At 65.8% G+C, this 18,509-nt stretch carries 18 protein-coding genes; 4 read left to right on the top strand and 14 right to left on the bottom strand.

What is annotated here, in order from left to right:
- Positions 1-19: 19 nt before the first annotated feature.
- The 11 genes from A3K89_RS06775 to A3K89_RS06725 form a co-directional block, all read right to left on the bottom strand.
- Entirely contained in the window at positions 20-490 is a 471-nt protein-coding gene (locus tag A3K89_RS06775) for a hypothetical protein (protein ID WP_068423546.1), read from the bottom strand.
- Positions 487-1,692, bottom strand: a complete 1,206-nt coding sequence (locus A3K89_RS06770) for an MlaD family protein (RefSeq protein WP_068423545.1) — start codon at positions 1,690-1,692, stop codon at positions 487-489. Before A3K89_RS06770 ends, A3K89_RS06775 begins: the two co-directional genes overlap by 4 nt.
- Positions 1,689-2,708, bottom strand: a complete 1,020-nt coding sequence (locus A3K89_RS06765; protein WP_068423543.1) for an MCE family protein — start codon at positions 2,706-2,708, stop codon at positions 1,689-1,691. Before A3K89_RS06765 ends, A3K89_RS06770 begins: the two co-directional genes overlap by 4 nt.
- Positions 2,705-3,763 (bottom strand): MCE family protein, encoded by a 1,059-nt coding sequence (locus A3K89_RS06760; RefSeq protein ID WP_068423658.1) that lies wholly within the window; start codon positions 3,761-3,763, stop codon positions 2,705-2,707. Before A3K89_RS06760 ends, A3K89_RS06765 begins: the two co-directional genes overlap by 4 nt.
- Positions 3,760-4,728, bottom strand: coding sequence for an MCE family protein (locus A3K89_RS06755; RefSeq protein ID WP_068423542.1), 969 nt, complete (start codon positions 4,726-4,728; stop codon positions 3,760-3,762). The genes A3K89_RS06760 and A3K89_RS06755 overlap by 4 nt, the downstream gene beginning before the upstream one ends.
- Positions 4,725-5,741 (bottom strand): MCE family protein, encoded by a 1,017-nt coding sequence (locus A3K89_RS06750; protein ID WP_068423540.1) that lies wholly within the window; start codon positions 5,739-5,741, stop codon positions 4,725-4,727. The genes A3K89_RS06755 and A3K89_RS06750 overlap by 4 nt, the downstream gene beginning before the upstream one ends.
- Positions 5,738-6,886, bottom strand: coding sequence for an MCE family protein (locus A3K89_RS06745; protein WP_254303458.1), 1,149 nt, complete (start codon positions 6,884-6,886; stop codon positions 5,738-5,740). Before A3K89_RS06745 ends, A3K89_RS06750 begins: the two co-directional genes overlap by 4 nt.
- Entirely contained in the window at positions 6,883-7,731 is an 849-nt protein-coding gene (locus A3K89_RS06740) for an MlaE family ABC transporter permease (RefSeq protein WP_068423534.1), read from the bottom strand. Before A3K89_RS06740 ends, A3K89_RS06745 begins: the two co-directional genes overlap by 4 nt.
- Positions 7,731-8,540, bottom strand: coding sequence for an MlaE family ABC transporter permease (locus A3K89_RS06735; protein WP_068423533.1), 810 nt, complete (start codon positions 8,538-8,540; stop codon positions 7,731-7,733). Before A3K89_RS06735 ends, A3K89_RS06740 begins: the two co-directional genes overlap by 1 nt.
- A 3-nt stretch (positions 8,541-8,543) precedes the next feature.
- Positions 8,544-10,094, bottom strand: coding sequence for a fatty-acid--CoA ligase FadD5 (gene fadD5 / locus A3K89_RS06730; protein ID WP_068423531.1), 1,551 nt, complete (start codon positions 10,092-10,094; stop codon positions 8,544-8,546).
- A gap of 103 nt (positions 10,095-10,197) precedes the next feature.
- Positions 10,198-11,007 (bottom strand): enoyl-CoA hydratase, encoded by an 810-nt coding sequence (locus tag A3K89_RS06725; RefSeq protein ID WP_068423530.1) that lies wholly within the window; start codon positions 11,005-11,007, stop codon positions 10,198-10,200.
- 141 nt (positions 11,008-11,148) lie between these two features.
- Between A3K89_RS06725 and A3K89_RS06720 the strand changes: the two genes are divergently transcribed.
- From A3K89_RS06720 to A3K89_RS06710, 3 genes are read left to right on the top strand one after another with little or no spacing between them, the layout of a single operon-like run.
- Positions 11,149-12,342 (top strand): TetR/AcrR family transcriptional regulator, encoded by a 1,194-nt coding sequence (locus A3K89_RS06720; RefSeq protein WP_068423529.1) that lies wholly within the window; start codon positions 11,149-11,151, stop codon positions 12,340-12,342.
- On the top strand, positions 12,339-12,788 hold the full coding sequence (locus A3K89_RS06715) for a DUF4334 domain-containing protein (protein ID WP_068423528.1): 450 nt from the start codon (positions 12,339-12,341) through the stop codon (positions 12,786-12,788). Before A3K89_RS06720 ends, A3K89_RS06715 begins: the two co-directional genes overlap by 4 nt.
- A gap of 2 nt (positions 12,789-12,790) precedes the next feature.
- Positions 12,791-13,882 carry an NAD(P)-dependent alcohol dehydrogenase gene (locus A3K89_RS06710; protein WP_174551378.1) on the top strand — a complete coding sequence of 364 codons (1,092 nt, stop codon included), beginning with the start codon at positions 12,791-12,793 and terminating at the stop codon, positions 13,880-13,882.
- Between the two features lie 17 nt (positions 13,883-13,899).
- Here the strand turns inward: A3K89_RS06710 and A3K89_RS06705 are convergent, their stop codons facing one another.
- Entirely contained in the window at positions 13,900-14,847 is a 948-nt protein-coding gene (locus tag A3K89_RS06705) for a DUF808 domain-containing protein (RefSeq protein WP_068423657.1), read from the bottom strand.
- 101 nt (positions 14,848-14,948) lie between these two features.
- Between A3K89_RS06705 and A3K89_RS06700 the strand changes: the two genes are divergently transcribed.
- The gene (locus tag A3K89_RS06700) at positions 14,949-16,013 is read left to right on the top strand and encodes an alpha/beta hydrolase family protein (RefSeq protein ID WP_084423632.1); all 1,065 of its coding nucleotides are present in this window, start codon (positions 14,949-14,951) and stop codon (positions 16,011-16,013) included.
- Here the strand turns inward: A3K89_RS06700 and A3K89_RS06695 are convergent.
- Together A3K89_RS06695 and A3K89_RS06690 are read right to left on the bottom strand one after the other, a co-directional pair.
- On the bottom strand, positions 15,960-16,886 hold the full coding sequence (locus A3K89_RS06695) for an oxygenase MpaB family protein (protein WP_068423525.1): 927 nt from the start codon (positions 16,884-16,886) through the stop codon (positions 15,960-15,962). The genes A3K89_RS06700 and A3K89_RS06695 overlap by 54 nt on opposite strands.
- Positions 16,887-16,890: 4 nt before the next feature.
- Complete coding sequence (locus tag A3K89_RS06690; protein WP_068423524.1) at positions 16,891-18,387, bottom strand: aldehyde dehydrogenase family protein; 1,497 nt, start codon at positions 18,385-18,387, stop codon at positions 16,891-16,893.
- Between the last annotated feature and the right edge of the window lie 122 nt (positions 18,388-18,509).

Raw genomic sequence — 18,509 nt, 5'->3', positions numbered from 1 at the left:
CGATGGGCCTGCCATCATGTCATCGCGGTTCCGCGGAGGCCAACAGCCATCGGTCTCCGTCACGCTCGAGCCTCACCAGCATGCGTGACGAATCGGTGCGGCCGTCGGGCGCGGTGAGATTGCGCACCGACTGGTCGAGAAAGAGGGCGACGACGGCGTGCTCGGAACTCAGTTCGACGACTCCAGCGCTGGTCACATGCCCTGTGGCCTGTCCTTGGCCTTGGCTGAGCAACCCCGTCAGTTTGTCGGACACGTTCCGGTAGGAACTGGCGAAATCGGCGGTCGACGACGACGTCACCGCGTCCAGATTCGCCGTCGGATCCGTGTAGTCGTACGTGGCGAGTTGCTCGGTGTACTGCGTCGCCGACGCCACGGCCGTCGACCGCAGCTCGTCCATCGTGCGGTTCTGCACGACGAGGTAGCCCAGCACGGCGACGGCCGCAACGAGCGTCGTGGCGATCATCGCGGCGACGATCCTTCGCAGCGTCATTCGGACACTCCTTCCAGAAGTCTCTTCCAATAGTCGAGCGCCTCGACGCCCGTCGGGATCAGCAGTGGGTCGTCGGCCATCGGTGGGCCGGTGACGTTGCCGGGCTGCGTGGCGTCGCCTGCGCCGAGGTCGTTCGGTCGGGGTGCGTTCGCAGAGCCGCGTTGCGCAAGGTCGGGACCGGGTGGGCAGTAGAGGTTCAGGTTCGGCTCGCGTGGTGACTCGTCGCCGACGCTGCGGCGCGGGGTGTCGTACCAGCAGACCGGCCCCTGGGTGGCGACGAGCGTGAAGTCCCCGCGGTCGCCGTGCACGATGGACGTCAACTTGCCGAGCGTCGTCGGCATCGCGTCGAGCAGTGCCGTCGTCGCGGGTGTGCGATCGGCGAGCACGCCTGTCACGGAGACGAGGTTCGTGAGCAGGGCGCCGAAGGTCCCCCTCGTGTCGTCGAGCAGCACCTGCGTCCTGGCCAGCGCGTCCGGCGACCGGTCCAGGAGGTAGATCAACGACGGCTCCTGGGCGCGCAGTTGTCCGGTGATGTCCCGCACGGCCGCGGCGGATCCGGGCAGACCGTCCGCCCGGGAGGCGACGGCGTCGAGCATCGGAAGTCCGGCGTCCACGATGTTCGCCAGGGCAGGCGCCTGTTCCTCGAGCATGCGGGACAGAGTGTCGACGTCGTCGAGCAGTCGACGCAGTGCAGGACCGGTCCCGTCGAGCGCGGCGCCGAACGTCTCGCCGAGTGTCGTGATCGAGTCGGGATCGATGGATTCGACGAGACTCGACATCTCCACGAGCAGGTCGCCGAGCTCCCTCGGCTGGTCCTCGGGTCGCACCACGAGAGCGCCGCCGTCGGCCAGGTACGGTCCGGCGTCCGTCGTCGGGACGATGTCGAGGGTCCGGATGCCGAGTGCACTGGCGTCGGTCACCTTCGCGGTCGATCCGACGGGAACCCGCGTGTCCGGATCGAGTCCGATCGCGAGCTCGACGCCGGCGTCGGTGACGGTGATGTCGGTGATCTCGCCTACCGCGACACCCCGGTACGTCACGCCCGCTCCGACACCGAGGTTCATGGCGTCGGGCATCGTCGCGGTCACCGCGATCGAACTCCGGAGGAGTTGGGACCCCACCACGTAGTGGGTGCCGACCAGTACCGCGACGACCGAGGTGACAGCGAAGAGCACCAATTGAATGCGCACCGTACGCCTCATCGAGGACCCTCCGGAACGAGTAGTTGTTCGAGCGTCGCCGGCACATCGGCGACGCGTCCGCCCGTCATCAGTTCGCCGACCGTCTCCGGAAGGTCCAGAGCACCGTCGAAAACGAGGTAGTCGCCGTGTACCGCGCCGTCGAACCCCTCGATGAACTGGTTCATGTTGTCGAGCGTCGGCGTGACCGAGTCGTTGAATCCTTGGATCGATGCGAGAAGAACCGCGAGATCGTCGACGCCCGAGGCCAATCGATCGGTGTTGTCGCCGAGCAGTTTTCGTGCATTCTCCGCGAGCGACGACGTCGTGGCGATCAGTGACGATATCCGGTCTCGTTGACGGACGAGCAGGTCCATCGTCGGCGCGGCGACGGCCAGACCTGCATCGAGGGTGGCGCGATTGTCGGCGAGCGCGGCGGACACCGCACCGGCAGCGATCAGCACTCGATCGAATTCGGCTTGCTGCGCATCGGCCTTCGCGAGGAGTGCGTCGGCGCTGTGCATCAGTTCGCGGATCTCGGGGCCACGTCCGCCGAACGCGTCGTTCATCTCGGTCACGATGCCCTGCAGTTGGTCGATGCCGCTGCCGTTCAGCACCAATCCCAGTGTGGCCAGCGAATTCTCGAGCTCCGGGCCGATTCCGGTGTTCGCGATGACGTCGCCGTCGACCAGGATCGTGGACGACGGATCGGCAGGCACCTCCAAGCGGACGTACGGCTCACCCAATGCGGACGGAAGCTCCAGCGACGCGGTGACGTCGGCAGGCAGCGGAGTCGACGCCTCGAGGCTGAGTCCGACCTGGGCGCCGCGCCCGTCCGTCGTCAGGTCGTGGACGCGTCCGACGAGATGCTGTTCGACGCGCACCTCGGTCCCGAGTCGGATGCGGTCGGCGCGAGGGAATTCGGCCGTCACGAGGTAGTCGTCGCCGTCGGCGGAGCGGCCGATCGGAAGCTCACCGAGCCCGAGGCTGCAGCCCGACAGCAGAAGGGCAGTGCAGCAGAGCAGTACGAGGCGCGTCATCGTCCTCCCGTCATCAACTGGGCGAGGCCGAGCGGATCGGACGTGCTGATGGGCACCGGAACCGGGTTGGTCAGTCCGGCGCCGGTGCAGATCGGCAACGCGAGATCTCTGCAGAGCGGCGCCGCCGCGGCGAACTGGTCCAGATCGGTGGAGATGTTCAGGCGGATGCGGGCGCGTTCGTCGTCGCCGATGGTGTTGCCGATGTTCTGCATCGTCAGTGGCAGCAAGTCGAGGAATTCGGCGAACTGCGCTTGGTGCGCCGAGAACCGGCCGGTGAGGTCGCGAGTGTTCGCGAGGACCGCTCGAAGGTCTTGTCCGCGGTCGGCGAGGAGGACGTCGAGTCGGTCGAACATGCTGCGCAACTGGGCAATCGGCGTGCCGATGTCGATGTCCTCGGACGCGAGCTGGCGTCCGAGCAGATCGAGCGAGTCGGTAACAGAGGTCAGGGCACCCTCGCGTGATGCAAGCGCGGTGACGAGAGTGTTCAGATTCTCGATGAGCGCACCGATCTGATCGCTGTTTCCTCCGACGACCGCGGTCGCCTGAGAGATGTCGCGTATCGCGTCGTTGATCGCAGGACCGAGGCCTGCCGTTCCGCCGGCGACGATGTCGAGCGCGGACCCGACGTCGCCGCCGTCGGGGCCGAGCGCGCCTGCGAGTGTCGTGACGCTCGCCATCAGCTGATCCCAGTTGATGGGCGAGTGGCTCCGTTCGACAGGAATGATGGTGTCGCCCAGCGTCGGTCCGCCTCGGTATGCCGGTCCCAGTTCGACGAAGCGGTCGCTCACGACGGACGGGTTCATGACGTAGGCCCGCGCGTCGGCCGGGGTGTCGACGCCCGACACCGACATGGTGACCCGCACACTCGTGCCCTGCGGCTCGACGGCGTCGACCGTCCCGACGGGAACGCCGAGCACCTGTACCGGGCTTCCGGGATAGATTCCGTCGATGTAGGCGAAATCGGCTGTGACGGTGGTGGAATCGTCCGTCGATATCACGAACCAGCCGCCGCAGGCCACGACGGCCAGGAGCACGAACAGAGCCACGTACCTCATCCGGTGCACCCCGTCATCACACCCAGCGCACACAGCAGATTGTCCGGTACCGGGCCGGCGGGGGCGGACACGTCGACCCAGTTGCCATTGCCGGTGGCGTCGGTGACCGCACGGAGACCCGCGGGCAGTGTGGACATGAGGGCGTCGATGTTCTGTCCGTTGCGCTCGAGCGTGTCGGTCACGGAGCGCATGTCGATCAGCACATCGTCGAGTTCGGCGGTGTTGTCGTTCAGGAACGCCTCGGCCGACGCGGTGAGCGTACGCAGGTCCGTCACCAACTGGCTCACCGCCGCTCGACGGTCCGACAGAATGCCGAGAACGGTCTGTGCGTTTCCGAGAAGCACTGCGAGCGAATCGCTTTCCGCGGCCACGGCCGTCGACAGGGACTGCGACGCATCGAGAAGCCCTGCGATCTGCTCGTCGTTCCTGGCCAACATGGCCGACGCGGTGCTGACCCCGGTCAACGCGTCGGCGACGATCGTCGTGTCGGTCGGGGTGACGTCCCGCAGCGTCGCCACCATCTGCTCCAGGGCCGGGACGTCCAGTTCGTCGGCGGCGTTCGTGGTGGCGGTCCCGATCTCGTCGAGCGAATACGGCACGATGGTTCGCGCCAACGGGATGGTGTCGATGGAACCTGTTCCGTCGGGGATGATCTCGAGATACCGCTTACCGAGAATGGTGCGCAGCTTGATCGCCGCCTGAGTGCGATCACCCAATGGTCGGCCGCGGTCGAGCCTGAAGTGCACCTCCACGTGGTCACCTGCGATGTCGACGCTGTCGACGCGTCCGGCGGGAACGCCCGCCACGTAGACAGGGTCCGATTCGGTGAGACCGCCCGCGTTCTCGAACTGAGCGCTGTAACCGGTGGTGCGAAAGACGTACCAGCCGTGCGGAATCACGATGGCGGCGATCAACAACAGCGCTACGAGTGCGATGCCGGTGACCCCTAGTCTCACCGTCGTCATCGGCAAATCTCCGTGTGTGTTCCCCCGAAGATGTTCGCCTCGGCGTCCCCGGCCTTCAGAATGAAGTTGCAGGTGTACAGGTTGAGCCAGCCGCCGTAGTCGCCGAGATGATTGATCGCCGACGCCAGTTCCGGCAACAGGGTCATCGTGCGGTCGAAGTTCGCGGTGTTCGGAATCCACGAATCGGTCGTGGCGTTCGCGTCCGACAGAGCAGCGTCGAGAGGGTCGACAGCGTGAGTCGTCAAGATCGACAGCGACCGCACCGCGTCCGATCCGTCGTCGAGAAGCGTCTCGAGCTGGTCTCCCTGCTGTGCGACGGTGCTGCTCATGTCGGTCAGGCCTCCGATCACCCGAGTGATGTCGTCACGATGCGAATCCATCGTCGTGACAACGGAACTCAGATCGGCGATCAGGTCGGTCAGCACCTGCTCGTTGTTCGCCAATCCCCGGGTGACCGACGCGACATGCCGCAGCAGGGAGTCGATGGTTCCCGCTTCACCTTCGAACGCGTCGATGATCGAACGCGCCAGCGCGTTGACCTGGTCGGGATCGACCGCGGCGAACAACGGCTCGAATCCGTTCACCAGAGCCGTGAGGTCCACCGGGGGCGTCGTACGTTCGAGAGGGATGGTTCCGCCGTCCGGCAAGGCGCCGGACGGTTCGGTAGGTGGGTCGAGTGCGAGATATCGGGCGCCCAGCATGTCGCCGTATCGAATGGCCGCGGTGATGTTCTGCGGTACCGCCACTGCCTTCTGCACCGAGAAACGCACGACTGCGGTGCTGCGGTCCGCGGCGGTCGTGAAATCGACGTCGTCGACGCGTCCGACGCGTACTCCTGCCAGGGTGACGTCGTTGCCGTCTCGTAAACCTTCGACTCCGCTGAATTCGGCTGTGTACGAGACGGTGTCGCCGGGCACGGGAACACTGAGCGTGTCGACGACGACGATCGCCGACACCACACCCGCCACGGCGAAAGCGGCGAGCTGCACCAGCGGTGTGCGAACGGAGGTCATCGAATCGTCACCTTGGTGCCCTGCAGGACCGGTGCGAGCAGCATCGTGCTGGCAGGGTTCAACGGGAGGGAAGCGCCGACTGCTGCGTCCTGCACCGTGGAGAGTGCGCACGCGCGGCTGTCGAGTCCGGGATAACGAGGGCAGTCGGCCGCCGTGTACGGCAGGGGATCGGAGAAGTCGGGCACCGCGGTGATGTCGAATCGACCGCTCGCGAAGATTCGGGCTCCTGCTGCGCCGAACGGCTCGAGCATGTCGAGTGTCGCCGCGAGCCCATCGGCGTTGTCCGACAACGTCTTCAGAACCGTTGCACCGCGCTGGACCACGGTGATCGTGGTGGATGTGTTGTCCCGTGCCACGGCATCGGCCGACGCGGCCAGGCCGGCGGCATTGGTCAGCAGAGCGTCGAATCCGTCGGCACGGTCCAGCGTCGTCTGCGACAACGCGGTGGCTGCGTCGATCGTCGCCAGTACGTCGGGTGTGGCATCGGCGAGGGCTTCGGCCACGTGCCGAACCGACGTGGTGTGATCGAGCGCTGCGGCGATCTGCGGCTGAAGCTGCGCCTCGATGGACGCGACGCGGTCGATCGTCTCGCCCAGACTCCTGCCCCTTCCGTCGAGAGCCGTACCGATGGCGGTGAGCGCAGTCTGCGCCCTGGCCGGCTCCACTCGGTTCAGCAAGCTGGTGACGGTGCGATAGACGTCGGCGAGTTGTACTGCTTCGGCGGATGTGTCGACGTTCAGGGTCGTGCCACCGGTGAGAGGCCGTGACGCCGTGCCGGTGTCGACGAGATCGACGTAGACGTCACCGAACAGGGTTCGCGGCGCGATACGGACGAGCGCCGATGCCGGGACGGTGTCGATCTCGTCGGGGTCGATGCGCATCGTGACGCGAGAACGGTCGGTGCCGCTGTCGATGCCGACGACTCTGCCGACCTGTACACCGCGGTACACGACGCCGATCTCCCCGATCAACAGACCGGCAGATGCCGGAACATCGGCGTATACCTCCGGTGCGCGCTCGAACCCGCCGTCGGCGTATGCGACGGACGCGACCGCCGCGGTCGTCAGGGCCGCCGCAGCCGCGACGCCCCGCATCGCAAGCCCGGTACGGCTCGGCCCGAGACGTCTCGGCAGCGCTGCGGTCACGAGACACCGAGCCCGGGCACGGTGGGCGCGATTCCCCACAGTACGAACGTCAGGAACACGTCGGTGATGCCGATGGCGAGAATGGAGGTGCGCAACGCGCGCCCGGCTGCGCGCCCGACGCCCTCCGGGCCGCCGGACGCGTGGAAACCGTAGGCGCAGTGGACGAGTGCGACCACGATCGCGAAGACCACGGCCTTGACGACCGAACCGACCATGTCGGCGGGTGTCATCGCGAGATGGAAGTAGTAGTCGTACGTCCCGGCCGAACTGCTGCCGAACGTCACGACGACAAGGCGCGTGGCGACGAACGTCGCGATGAGCCCGACCAGATAGATCGGAACGATGCACACGACGGCCGCGAGCAGGCGCGTCGTCGCGAGGAAGGGAATCGGTCGGACGGCCATCGAATCGAGTGCGTCGATCTCGTCCGAGATCCTCATGGCGCCCAGCTGAGCGGTGAAGCCTGTTCCGACCTTCGCCGCCAGCGCGATACTGGCGATGACCGGCGCCAGCTCTCGAGTGTTCGCGATGGCGGACAGCAAGCCGGACAACGATGTCAGGCCGATCAGGTCGAGACCGCGGTACGTCTCGACGCCGACCATCATCGCCGCGACGGCGGACATGGCGAACACGATGCCGATCGTTCCGCCGCCCGCGAGAAGCGACGCGTATCCGAAACTCACTTCGCCGATGTGCTGAGCGACGTGCCGGTAGTAGCGGCGGAGCGTGAACGGTATCGCGGCGACGGTCTCGGTGTAGAACGTGACGTGCTGACCGAGAACGACGAGTGCGCCGGTGGCGCGATGTCCTTGCCGGCGGAGTCGGACCACACCGTCGTACGGCATCAGTACGTCCCCACTGCCGGAACCGCGACCGAATAGAGCTGGGACAACACGGTATTGACGACGAAGGCGAGGACGAACGCGAGCACGACGGCCTCGTTGACGGCATCGGCGACACCGCTCGGGCCACCCTTGGCGTGCAGACCCTTGAACGACGCGACGAGGGTCGACGTCACCGCGAAGCAGACCGACTTGATCATTGCCATCGTGAAATCCGATACGCGACCGTACTCGCTGAACGTCGCGAGGAACGCGCCTGCCGATTGATCGGCGACGAACACCTGATAGAAGAAGCAGGCACCGACGCCGACGGCCGTGACCATGGCGCAGATCGCGAGTGACACGACAGCCGACGCGATCAACCGCGGTACGACCAGCCGTTCGACGACGTCGAGACCCATCACCTCCATCGCCGCGATCTCCTCGCGGATGGTCCGGGATCCGAGGTCGGCGCAGATCGCCGACCCGGCGACCCCCGCCAGCATCAACGCGCAGACCAGCGCTGCTGCTTGACCGACCACGACGAATGCGACGACGGCGCCGGAATACGCTCCGGCGCCGAGCCTTCCGGCCAACGAGCCGACCGATACCGCGATCAGTACGCCGATGGGCAGCATCAGCAGCAACGCGGGAACGGTGCAGACCCGCGCGACGAAGAGAGCCTGCGTGATCGTTTCCTCGAGCGACAGCCGTCCTCGAACGACGGTCGTGATCGTGCGCTGGATCGCCGTGACCGAGAACGCGACGAGGCCGCCGATCTGGTTCGCCAGGTCGCGTCCCGGACCCCGCGCGACGGGGAGTTCGAAACTCACCGGTTATGCGGGCGTCGGCGAATACGTGTTGCGCAGAGCAACTTTCACGACCTTGCCGCTCGCGTTGCGTGGCAATGCATCGACTGTCACGAGCTCCTTCGGATGCTTGTAGCGCGCGAGGTGGTCGCCGAGCCACGACGACAACTCGTCCAGGCCCAGGTCGGGGCCTTCGTCGTTCAGCGCGACGATAGCGACCGGCACCTCACCCCACTTGTCGTCGGGGCGCCCGATGACGGCCGCCTCCAGGATGCGTGGATGGCCGAACAGAACGTTCTCGACCTCGGCGCAGTAGATGTTCTCGCCGCCCGAGATGATCATGTCCTTCTTGCGGTCGACGACGAACACGAATCCTTCGTCGTCCTGACGCACGAGATCACCCGAGTGGAACCAGCCGCCGTGGAACGCGTCGGCGGTGGCGTCGGGGTTCTGCCAGTACTCACGCATCAAAGTCGGCCCACGATAGACGATTTCGCCGACGGACCCTGGCTCGACGTCGTTCATGTCGTCGTCGACCACACGGGCGGCGATGGTCGGGATCACGCGGCCCACCGAGCCCAGCTTGCGTAAGGCGTCCTCGCCGTCGAGGACGCAGGTGATGGGTGACATCTCGGTCTGCCCGAACACCGCGACGTTGAGTGCGTCGGGGAAGGTCGCTGCCATGGCCTTCAGGATCGTGTCCGATGCAGGCGCGGCTCCCCACGAAATGACCCGCAGTTTCAGCGATCTGGGGTTGCGCGACTGCTCGGCGCACATGGCCTGCCACTGCACTGGCACGAGGAACAGCGTCGTGACACCCTCGGCGGCGAGCACGTCGAGAAGAGCCGACGGGTCGAACGCGCCCACGGGATAGATCACGGTCGGAACACCGAGTTGCAGGCTCGGTGCCAGGCTGCCGAGCGCGGCGATGTGGAACATCGGTGACGCGCAGAATCCGACCTCGTCGACGCCGTGCATTCGGAGCGCGCGAATACATGTAAGCGCCTGTGCCTGCATGTTCGAGTGGGTCAACACGGCGCCTTTGGGGCGACCGGTCGTACCCGAGGTGTACATGATCAGGGCGGGTGCGTCGTCGGGTACGTCGACGGGTTCGGCGGGCGTGGCGTCGGACAGCAGTGTCTCGTACTCCGTGCCCGTAGTGATCTTCGTGTTCAGCGAATCGACCTGTACGAGAACGGCATCGGACAGCGACGACAACGTGTCGTCGGTGACGAGAACCTTCGCGCCGCTGTTCTGCGCGAGGAAGGCGACCTCGGGCGGTGTCATGCGGAAATTGACCGGCACCGCGAGAGCGCCCAGAGCATTGACGGCGAGAACCGTCTCCAGATACTCGGGGCGGTTGAGCATGAGGATCAAGACGCGATCGCCGTACTCGATGTCGTTGTCGGCCAACACCCGAGCGAACCGTGCGACGCGATCATCCAGGGTGGACCAGGTGATCGATGCACCTCGGAACCGGAGTGCGACGGCGTCGGGCTGCATGAGCGCGTGGCGTCGGACCTGATTGTTCCAGTTGTTGCGAATGGATCGATGGGGTTCGTCCGAATGGGCGGCCATCGCGCTTCCTCTCCGTCGAGGGTGGATGTGGTGACGAGCGTACCTCTGGCCGGGATGGGCCGAGGGCAAATCGACAACGGTATTTCTGCACCGTGCGGTGCCTCTAAGTTTGCGGTGATTCGCGTTCGAAATCGGGTCGGCGATGCTCGAGCACGGCAGCGATGCCTTCGCGGAACTCCGGGGCGGTCAAGAGTTCGATCTGGCCCTCACGTTCGCGTTCCAGTGCGTCGTCGAGAAGAGCGAGCGTCGACGCCGTCAAGGCGCGCTTGGTGAGCTCGAGTGCACGCCGTGGCCCGCGGGCCAGGCGTCGGGCGATCTTCTGCACGTGGTTCTCGAGTTCGTTCGCGGGCAGGACCTTGTTGATCAGTCCCGCCGCGGCTGCGTCGGGCGCCGTCATCGGCTCCGCCAACAGCGCCATCGCTGCCGCGCGGACGCGACCGATCGCCGCCGGAACGAGGAGGCTGCCGGCGCCGTCGGGCATCAGCGCGACCGTGGTGAACGCCAGGAGAAACGATGCCTCCTCGGCCGCGAAGACGAGATCCGACGCGAGTGCCAGTGATGCTCCGATGCCCGCCGCGACGCCGTTCACCTGCGCAATCACCGGAACAGGGGCATCGATGACCGCGCGGACGAGCGCCGTCGCCGTCGCCATCGTGTCCTCCGCAGCGCGCCGCATGTCGTCCGGAGACGTCGGAGTCGACGCGGCCATCTCGGCGATGTCCGCGCCCGTGCTGAATGCGTGTCCGGTGCCCGTGAGGACCACGACGCGGACGTCACCGTCGGGGGTGACGGCAGACAGGGCGTCGACGAGCGCAGCGGCGGTGGGTCCGTCGAGTGCGTTCATGCGGTCCTGTCGGTCGATGCGCAGAGTCAGGACTCCCGCGTCCGACACCGAGTGCAGACCAGTGGCCATCGAATGCTCCTGCCATGGGGTCGGCCGTGCGAATTGCCGCTAACTTAACGCGTTAATTCTGCTGGCTGTCAGGGGTTGACGAAATCGACTACTAGGATGAGGATCGACCGGGGTAGCACACGAGGACGGGAATGGAAGCGGATGACGGACACCGAGGCGCCGCGTCGTCGACGGCCGAGAAACCGCAAAGCGCAGATTCTCTCGGCTGCGGCGGAGGCGTTCAGCGAGCGTGGCTACCATCCCGTCGGGATCGACGACATCGCCGCGACGGTCGGAATCTCCGGGCCGGCACTGTATCGGCACTTTCCCACCAAGTACGCCTTGTTCGTGCACACCGTCATGCGGCTCGCGGACCTGTTGCTGGCCGCGACGGACCCTACGGTCGTCGACGGACTCGACGCGGAAGCGCGCATGAACGCGGTGCTCACGGCGGTCATCCGCACCACCATCGACAACAGGCGCACCGGTGGGTTGTATCGCTGGGAAGGCCGCTACCTCGTCGGCGACGACAAAGTGGCGCTACGCGACGCCCTGTACACGCTGCATGGGCGCGTCGAAGATCCGTTGAAGACGCTGCGTCCCGAGTTGCCCGACGCCGACGCGGCGTTGCTCGCCACCGCCGCGATCAGTGTCGTCGCGAGTATCACCGCGCATCGTACTGCGTTGTCCGCCAAACAGATCGAGACGATGATCCTCGACGCGGCTTGGTCGGTTCTGCAGGCTGATCTGCCTCCGGGCTCGGCGGACTCCGCGTCTCGTGACGTGGCGACGCCGGATTCGAAACGCGAACTGTTGCTGCACGAGTCGATTCTGCTGTTCTACGAGCACGGTTTCCACGACGTGAGTATCGAGGACATCGGCGCGGCCGTCGGCATCAACGCATCGAGCGTGTACCGATACTTTCCCAGCAAGGCCGAGCTGCTCGCGGCGGCGTTCCATCGCGCCAACGAGAAGTTGACGGACACGCTGCAGAAGTCGCTCGCACGCTCGACCGATCCGGTCACGGCCATCGCCACGCTGTGCCGGTTGTACACGGAACTGACGTTCGGGCAGAGCGAACTCGTCGCGGTCTACTTCGCCGAAATCGGCAATCTGCCCGCGGAACAGCGCTCGGGACTACGAAACGTGCAGCGGCAGAACATCGAACGATGGGCGCAGCTGCTGCGAGATGCGCGGCCGGAGCTGTCGGTCGTCGCGTCCCGATTCCTCGTGCATGCTGCGCTGGGCGTCGTGTTCGACGTCGGTCGCGCGGTGCGATTCGATCGCTCGGACGCGACGGTGGCTCGGGTGCACACGGTGATGGTGGCGGTACTGATGGGGAGGAGCGACCGATGAGGGTACGGGAACTACTGGAGCAGTCCGACGTTTCTACGGACGAACTCGACGAGGTCTGGGCGACGCTCGACACGGTGCGTGCGGAGGACATCCTGGGGTCGTGGACCGGCGCGGCCTTCCGAACCGGCCACGCGCTGTGCGCCGCGCTGCCCGCAAGTAGATGGCACGGCAAGACTTTCCATTCGCTGACCGACGCGAAACCTCTCATCTGCCGCGCCGACGACGGGTCGCTGTACTCGAATGTCGAGCTCGGTGCGGGCGAGGCGTCGCTCTGGAACATCGAGTTCCGAGGCGAGGTCACCGCGACGATGGTGTACGACGGCAAGGCCGTGTTCGACCACTTCAAACGTGTCGACGACCGCACCCTGATGGGGATCATGAACGGCAAGCCCGACCTCGTGCTCTCCCGCGGCAAGTACTTCTACTTCGTGCTCGAGCGCAGCTGATGGTGACTGCCAGGGCGCTGATCTCGCGAGACCCGTTGTCGCCGTTCTCGATCGAAAGCGTGCAGATCGACGACCCGCGAAGCGACGAGATTCTCGTTCGAATGCGCGCGACCGGCATATGCCACACCGATCTCGTTGCACGCGCGGCGGGTTCGCGCACGCGTCCCGTTCTGCTCGGGCACGAAGGTGCAGGAGTGGTCGAGACCGTCGGTAGTCGGGTGACAGGAATCCGACCCGGCGACCACGTCGTTCTCACGTATCGCCGGTGCGGCGCGTGTGCGAACTGCGCACAGGGACGACCCGCGTACTGCCACCGCGGCGGCGTCCTCAACCAGTTCGGGACGCGGGCAGACGGCTCGCCTCGGGTGACGAGCGGCAGCGGACCCGTTGCCGACGGATTCTTCGGACAGTCGTCGTTCGCCGAGATGGCACTGACGACGCAGGACAACACGATCGTCGTCGACCGAGACGTCGATCTCGCCGTGGCGGCGCCCCTCGGCTGCAGCGTGCAGACGGGAGCGGGTGCGGTGATGAACGTGCTGCGCCCCGAACCCTCGGACTCGTTCGTCGTCCACGGCGCGGGCGGTGTAGGGATGGCAGCGGTGCTCGCTGCGGTTGCGACAGGGGTCGGGACGATCTGCGTCGTCGAGACATCCGGTGCGCGACGTGCACTGGCCCTCGACCTCGGTGCTACCCACGTGTTCGATCCGGCAGATGTCGACGTGGTCGAGGCGCTGCGTGACGTCACCGGCGGAGGTGTCACACACGCGTTGGACACCACGGGTGTGGCCGACGTCGTCGCCGACGCGATCGCCGCACTGGGTTTCGGGGGAACGCTCGTCACCGTCGGACTCGGAAAAGGGACGGTACGACTCGACCTGCTCGACACCGTGATCGCGGGCAAGACCGTTCGCGGATGCCTCGAAGGGGACTCGATACCGGAACAGTTCGTTCCGGTTCTGACTGCACTGCTCCGAGACGGCCGACTACCCGTCGACCGACTGGTGTCGTCCTACCACTGGCGAGACATCGACGCAGCCGTCGACGACCACCGTGACGGGAAAACGGTGAAGCCCGTGTTGCTGTGGGAGTGAGAGCTGCGCGTGCGAACCTAGTGCGCGCTCTCGGCGGACCTGCGGCGCGCAAGAAGGCGTGAGACGCCCAGCTGCGCGACGACGACGATCGTTCCGACGATCAGGCCCAGCAGCGCCGAGGCCAGCGTGTTGACGATCCACGCGAGCACCGGTCCGATGCCGGCGATGTCGTGAACAGCGTCCTCGCCGTGATGAACGAGCTCGTACAGCGGGTGGAAGCCGAGTTCGTCGATCCCGACGAGCAGGATGTGCCCGCCGACCCAGAGCATGGCCGCGGTGCCGACGACGCCGAGGAACGACATGACCTTCGGCATGGCCTTGACGAGGCCGCGTCCGAACTTCTCGACGAATCCGGACGACTTCTCGGCCAGACGCAGGCCGATGTCGTCCATCTTCACGATGAGCCCGACGACACCGTAGACGACGACGGTGATGACCACCGCGACGACGGCGAGAATGATCAATCGGCTCCAGAAGCCTTCGGAGGCAATGGTGTCGAGTGCGATGACCATGATCTCGGCCGAGAGGATGAGGTCGGTGCGGACGGCACCGGACACGACGCTGTCCTCGTCGCGAGGTCCGTCGTCCTCGGCGTGGTGGTCACCGTGCCCGAACAGTGCACCCCAGATCTTGTGCACTGCTTCGTAGGCGAGGTAACAGCCACCGAGCATCAGGATCGGCGTCAGGAGCCACGGAAGGAACTGGCTCAGTATCAACGCGATCGGCAGGATGATCAGCAGCTTGTTCCGCAGCGAACCGATGGCGATCTTCTTGATGATCGGCAACTCGCGCTCGGCGGCGAGACCGCGGACGTACTGGGGCGTCACGGCCGCGTCGTCGATCACGACACCGGCAGCTTTCGCGGTCGCTCGTCCGGTCGCAGCGCCGACGTCGTCGATCGAGGCCGCAGCCAGACGCGCGAGCGCGGCTACGTCGTCCAGCAGTGCAACGAGTCCACCGGCCATCGTGGAGCCTCCTGTGAAGAGTGCGAAGCGATACCACCGAACGATACCCGCCCACATTGTGGGTAAAGACTTCGTCAAGAAAGGTTGTTAGCATGCCTTCCATGTCGGTGACCACGCGTGTACTCGTCGGATTGACCGCTTCTCTGATGCTCTGCGCGGGAGGTGCCACCGCGACCGCTGCGCCGATCGACGTGCCGTGGTCGCCCGACACTGCCGTCGACACCGAGGTCGAATTCGTGTCCGACGGCATCACCTACTACGGCAGTCTGCGACCCTCGGTCGGCGAAACACGGGGCGCCGCACTGCTTCTCCCGGGTAGTGGACCGATAGACCGCAACGGGAACGTGCAGGCCGCGAACATCTCGCCGAGCACCATCGCCTACATTGCCGACGCGTTGGCGCAACGAGGCATCACGACGCTGCGGTTCGACAAGATCGGGGCAGGCCGCACCGGAACCGACGGACTCGACCCAGCGGATCCCCCCGGCTTCACGGACCAAGTCGACGCGGCCGAGGCAGCGGCCGCAGTGTTGTCCGAGCGCACCGGAATCAGCGGCGACGACTTCGCGGTGCTCGGACACAGCGAGGGCGGGTTGACGGCGTTGGCGCTGGCCGACCGCGGAGTGGCCGTCGGCAAGCTCGGTCTGCTCGCGCCGCTGTCCATTCGCTATTTCGATCTGTTGCATGCGCAGTTGAACCGCAACTTCGACCTTGCGGTCTCGTCGGGTCAGGCCACGCCTGCCGACGCGGACGTGTGGCGAGGCCGTCTCGACGAGACCATCGCGGCGTTGCGGGCGGGTGAGCCGCTGCCGTACCCGGACGACGAGGTGCTCGCGCCGATCGGATTCGACGAGGAGAGCGCCACGTTCCTGACCGAGGCCGACGCGTTGGACCCGGCCGTGCTGGCCGGTAGGTTGCCGTCGGGCACCGATGTTCTTCTGACGTGCTCGGACAAGGATCTCAACGTGTCCTGCGGGCAGACGGACGTGCTGTTCGACGCGCTGCAGGGGACCGACGTCGACTACGCGCGTTTCACGAACGCCTCGCACATGCTTGCCGAACTGGGTCCGTTGCCGACGACGGGCTTCGACATGTACGCACCGCTGCCGCAGTCATCGGAGTTCCGCGGCGCTCTCGACGCGTGGGTGGACCGCGCGTTCGCTTGAGTAGGGACACGTGATGGCGCCGAGATCCTTCGGGGTGTAGTTCCCCGGGTAGCCGGGATAGGTCTTGTTCTTCGGATCGTCGGTGGTGCGGGGCCTCTTGCGAGTCGGGAGGAAGCGTTCGGCGCGGGCCTTGGCGCGCAGGCTAGCGACGGCTGCGCGCTTGACGACGGGTGAGCCGGCCGGGAAACCGAACGCGCTCGCCATCCGGTCGTCCATCAGCGCGAAGACGCCCTGTTCGACAGCAGGGCGAAGAAGCGCCGGGAACCAGGAGCAGAACAGGTCGAGTGTGTAGGTGCCGACCTTGTGGTTGTCGTCGGTGTAACGGAAGGTGCGTTCCTCGTAGTCGAGCTTGAACCGTGCGAAATCGGTGTACGACTCGGGAATGTTCTTGATCCCCATGCGCATTCCGACGTTGCGGTAGAAGTGGAACGTCGCGAGCCGCTCCGTGGGATGCAGCCGACGCCACCCGTACGTGTCGATCCATTCGATCGGCTCGTAGATGAAGGTGGTGAGCACGTACAGCATGTCGTCGTTGTCGATGTGGTACTGCCCGTGCATGCGGTTGACCATGCGCAGTGCCTCGCGACCGCGCGCGGAATCGTACCCGTGCTCGACCATCTCTCCCATCAACAGCGAGGTGTCGTCGTACCGCTTCTGGGGCCGGTTCGCGAACTCGCCGGTCTTCTCGAGCAGCGCGGAGATGGTCGGCACGCAATACGTTCGGAACAGGGCGAATTCGAGCGCTCGTTGGTAGTCCCACGGGAATTCGTATCCCGCGGTGATGCGATGGATGGTGTGGCAGTCGTCGACAGGGTCGAGTTGTTCGATACGTCGAAGCCAGCCGTAGCGGCCCCGCGCCGGCGTGAGGTCCATGGGGTCATCCCCGTCCGTGGCGAAGTTTCAGCATGAGCGCCGAGATCTTCAGATCACGCGCCTTGCGCTGCATGGTCAGCAGGTTCAGCGGAGCAGCGAACTTCTGGACGGCAAGCGATTTCACGGTGCTGAACTCGCGAAGACCGTCGGCCCCGTGAATACGGCCGAAACCGGAATCCCCGGTTCCTCCGAAGGGAAGTGCAGGTATTCCGGCGAAGCCGAGGACCGAATTGACCGTCACGACACCACAATCGAGCCTCTCGGCTGCCCGACGGCCGGCGGCGGGGTCCTTCGTGAACACCGACGCCCCGAGGCCGTAGGACGACGCGTTCGCGCGGTCGATGCCCTCGTCGAGGTCGCGGACCTTGTTGACGACGACAGTCGGTCCGAACGTCTCTTCGGTGATCGCCGTGGACGTTTCGGGAACGTCGGTGAGAACGACCGGATCGATGTACGGCCCGTGCAGCGAATCGAGGCCACCGACGACGGCGTGTCCGCCCTTCGACAGTGCGTCCTGGATCTGTGCGCGCACGATGTCGCTCTGCTTGCCGAGCGTCATCGGACCGTACGACGACGTCGACGCTCCACCCGGTTTCAGCGCGGTGACCGACGCGGCGAGCTTGTCGACGAACTTCTCGTAGACGGGCGCCGCGACGTAGATGCGTTCGACGCCCGCGCACGTCTGTCCTGCGTTGCCCATCGCGCCGAACGTCGCGAACTCCACTGCCGCATCGAGGTTCGCGTCGGCGTCGACGATCATCGCGTCCTTGCCGCCGCACTCGGCGACGAGAGGGGTGAGTGATTCGGCGCAGGTGGCCATGACCTTCTTGGCGGTGGCGGTGGATCCGGTGAACGCGATCTTGTTCACCGCCGACCGGCAGAGCGCGGTGCCGGTGGATCCGTCGCCGGTGACGGTCTGGAACACGGGATGCGGCGCGGCCAACGAATTCCATTTCTGCGCAAGCCATTCGCCGACACCCGGCGTCAATTCGCTGGGCTTGAACACGACGGCGTTGCCTGCGGCGAGGGCGTACGCGATGGAGCCCATCGGGGTGTAGAGCGGATAGTTCCACGGCCCGATCACGCCGACGACCCCGAACGGTCGGTAGCCGACGTACGCCTGCTGGTTCGCACTGATCAGTCCGGACGAGACCTTGCGCTGCTTCAACGTCGTCTCGGCGTTGCGGGCTGCCCAGTCGATGTGTTCGACGCCCATCATCACTTCGAGAAGCGAGTCCTCGTCGGGCTTGCCGGTTTCGGCGGCGATGACGTCGGCGAGGCTCTGTGCGTCCTTGGCGATGGCTTTCTTGTATTCGAGAAGCCAACGCTTGCGTCCCGTGAAGCCTTGGACGTCCCACCATCGCGCGGCGGAACGAGCCCGGTCGACGGCGTCGTCCACCTCGTTCACTCCAGCTACCGGGTAGCTGGCGAGGACGTTCGACGTTCGTGGGTCGAGGCTGTCGAACGTACGAGTCGGGGTGCGTTCGGCCTGGTCCGTCATGGGCGATTTCCTCCGCGGGCTGGGGGCGATCTGCTTGTCACATCACATATATTTGATGTGATTTACTGTTGTCGAGCTCACACTATGCGCCGTATCCGGCCTGAGACAACCCCCAATCGTCC

The sequence above is a fragment of the Rhodococcoides kyotonense genome (genome assembly GCF_001645385.1).
Taxonomy (GTDB): domain Bacteria; phylum Actinomycetota; class Actinomycetes; order Mycobacteriales; family Mycobacteriaceae; genus Rhodococcoides; species Rhodococcoides kyotonensis_B.
The sequence above is the reverse complement of the archived record's forward strand: the minus strand, read 5'-3'. Positions and strand labels throughout refer to the sequence as shown.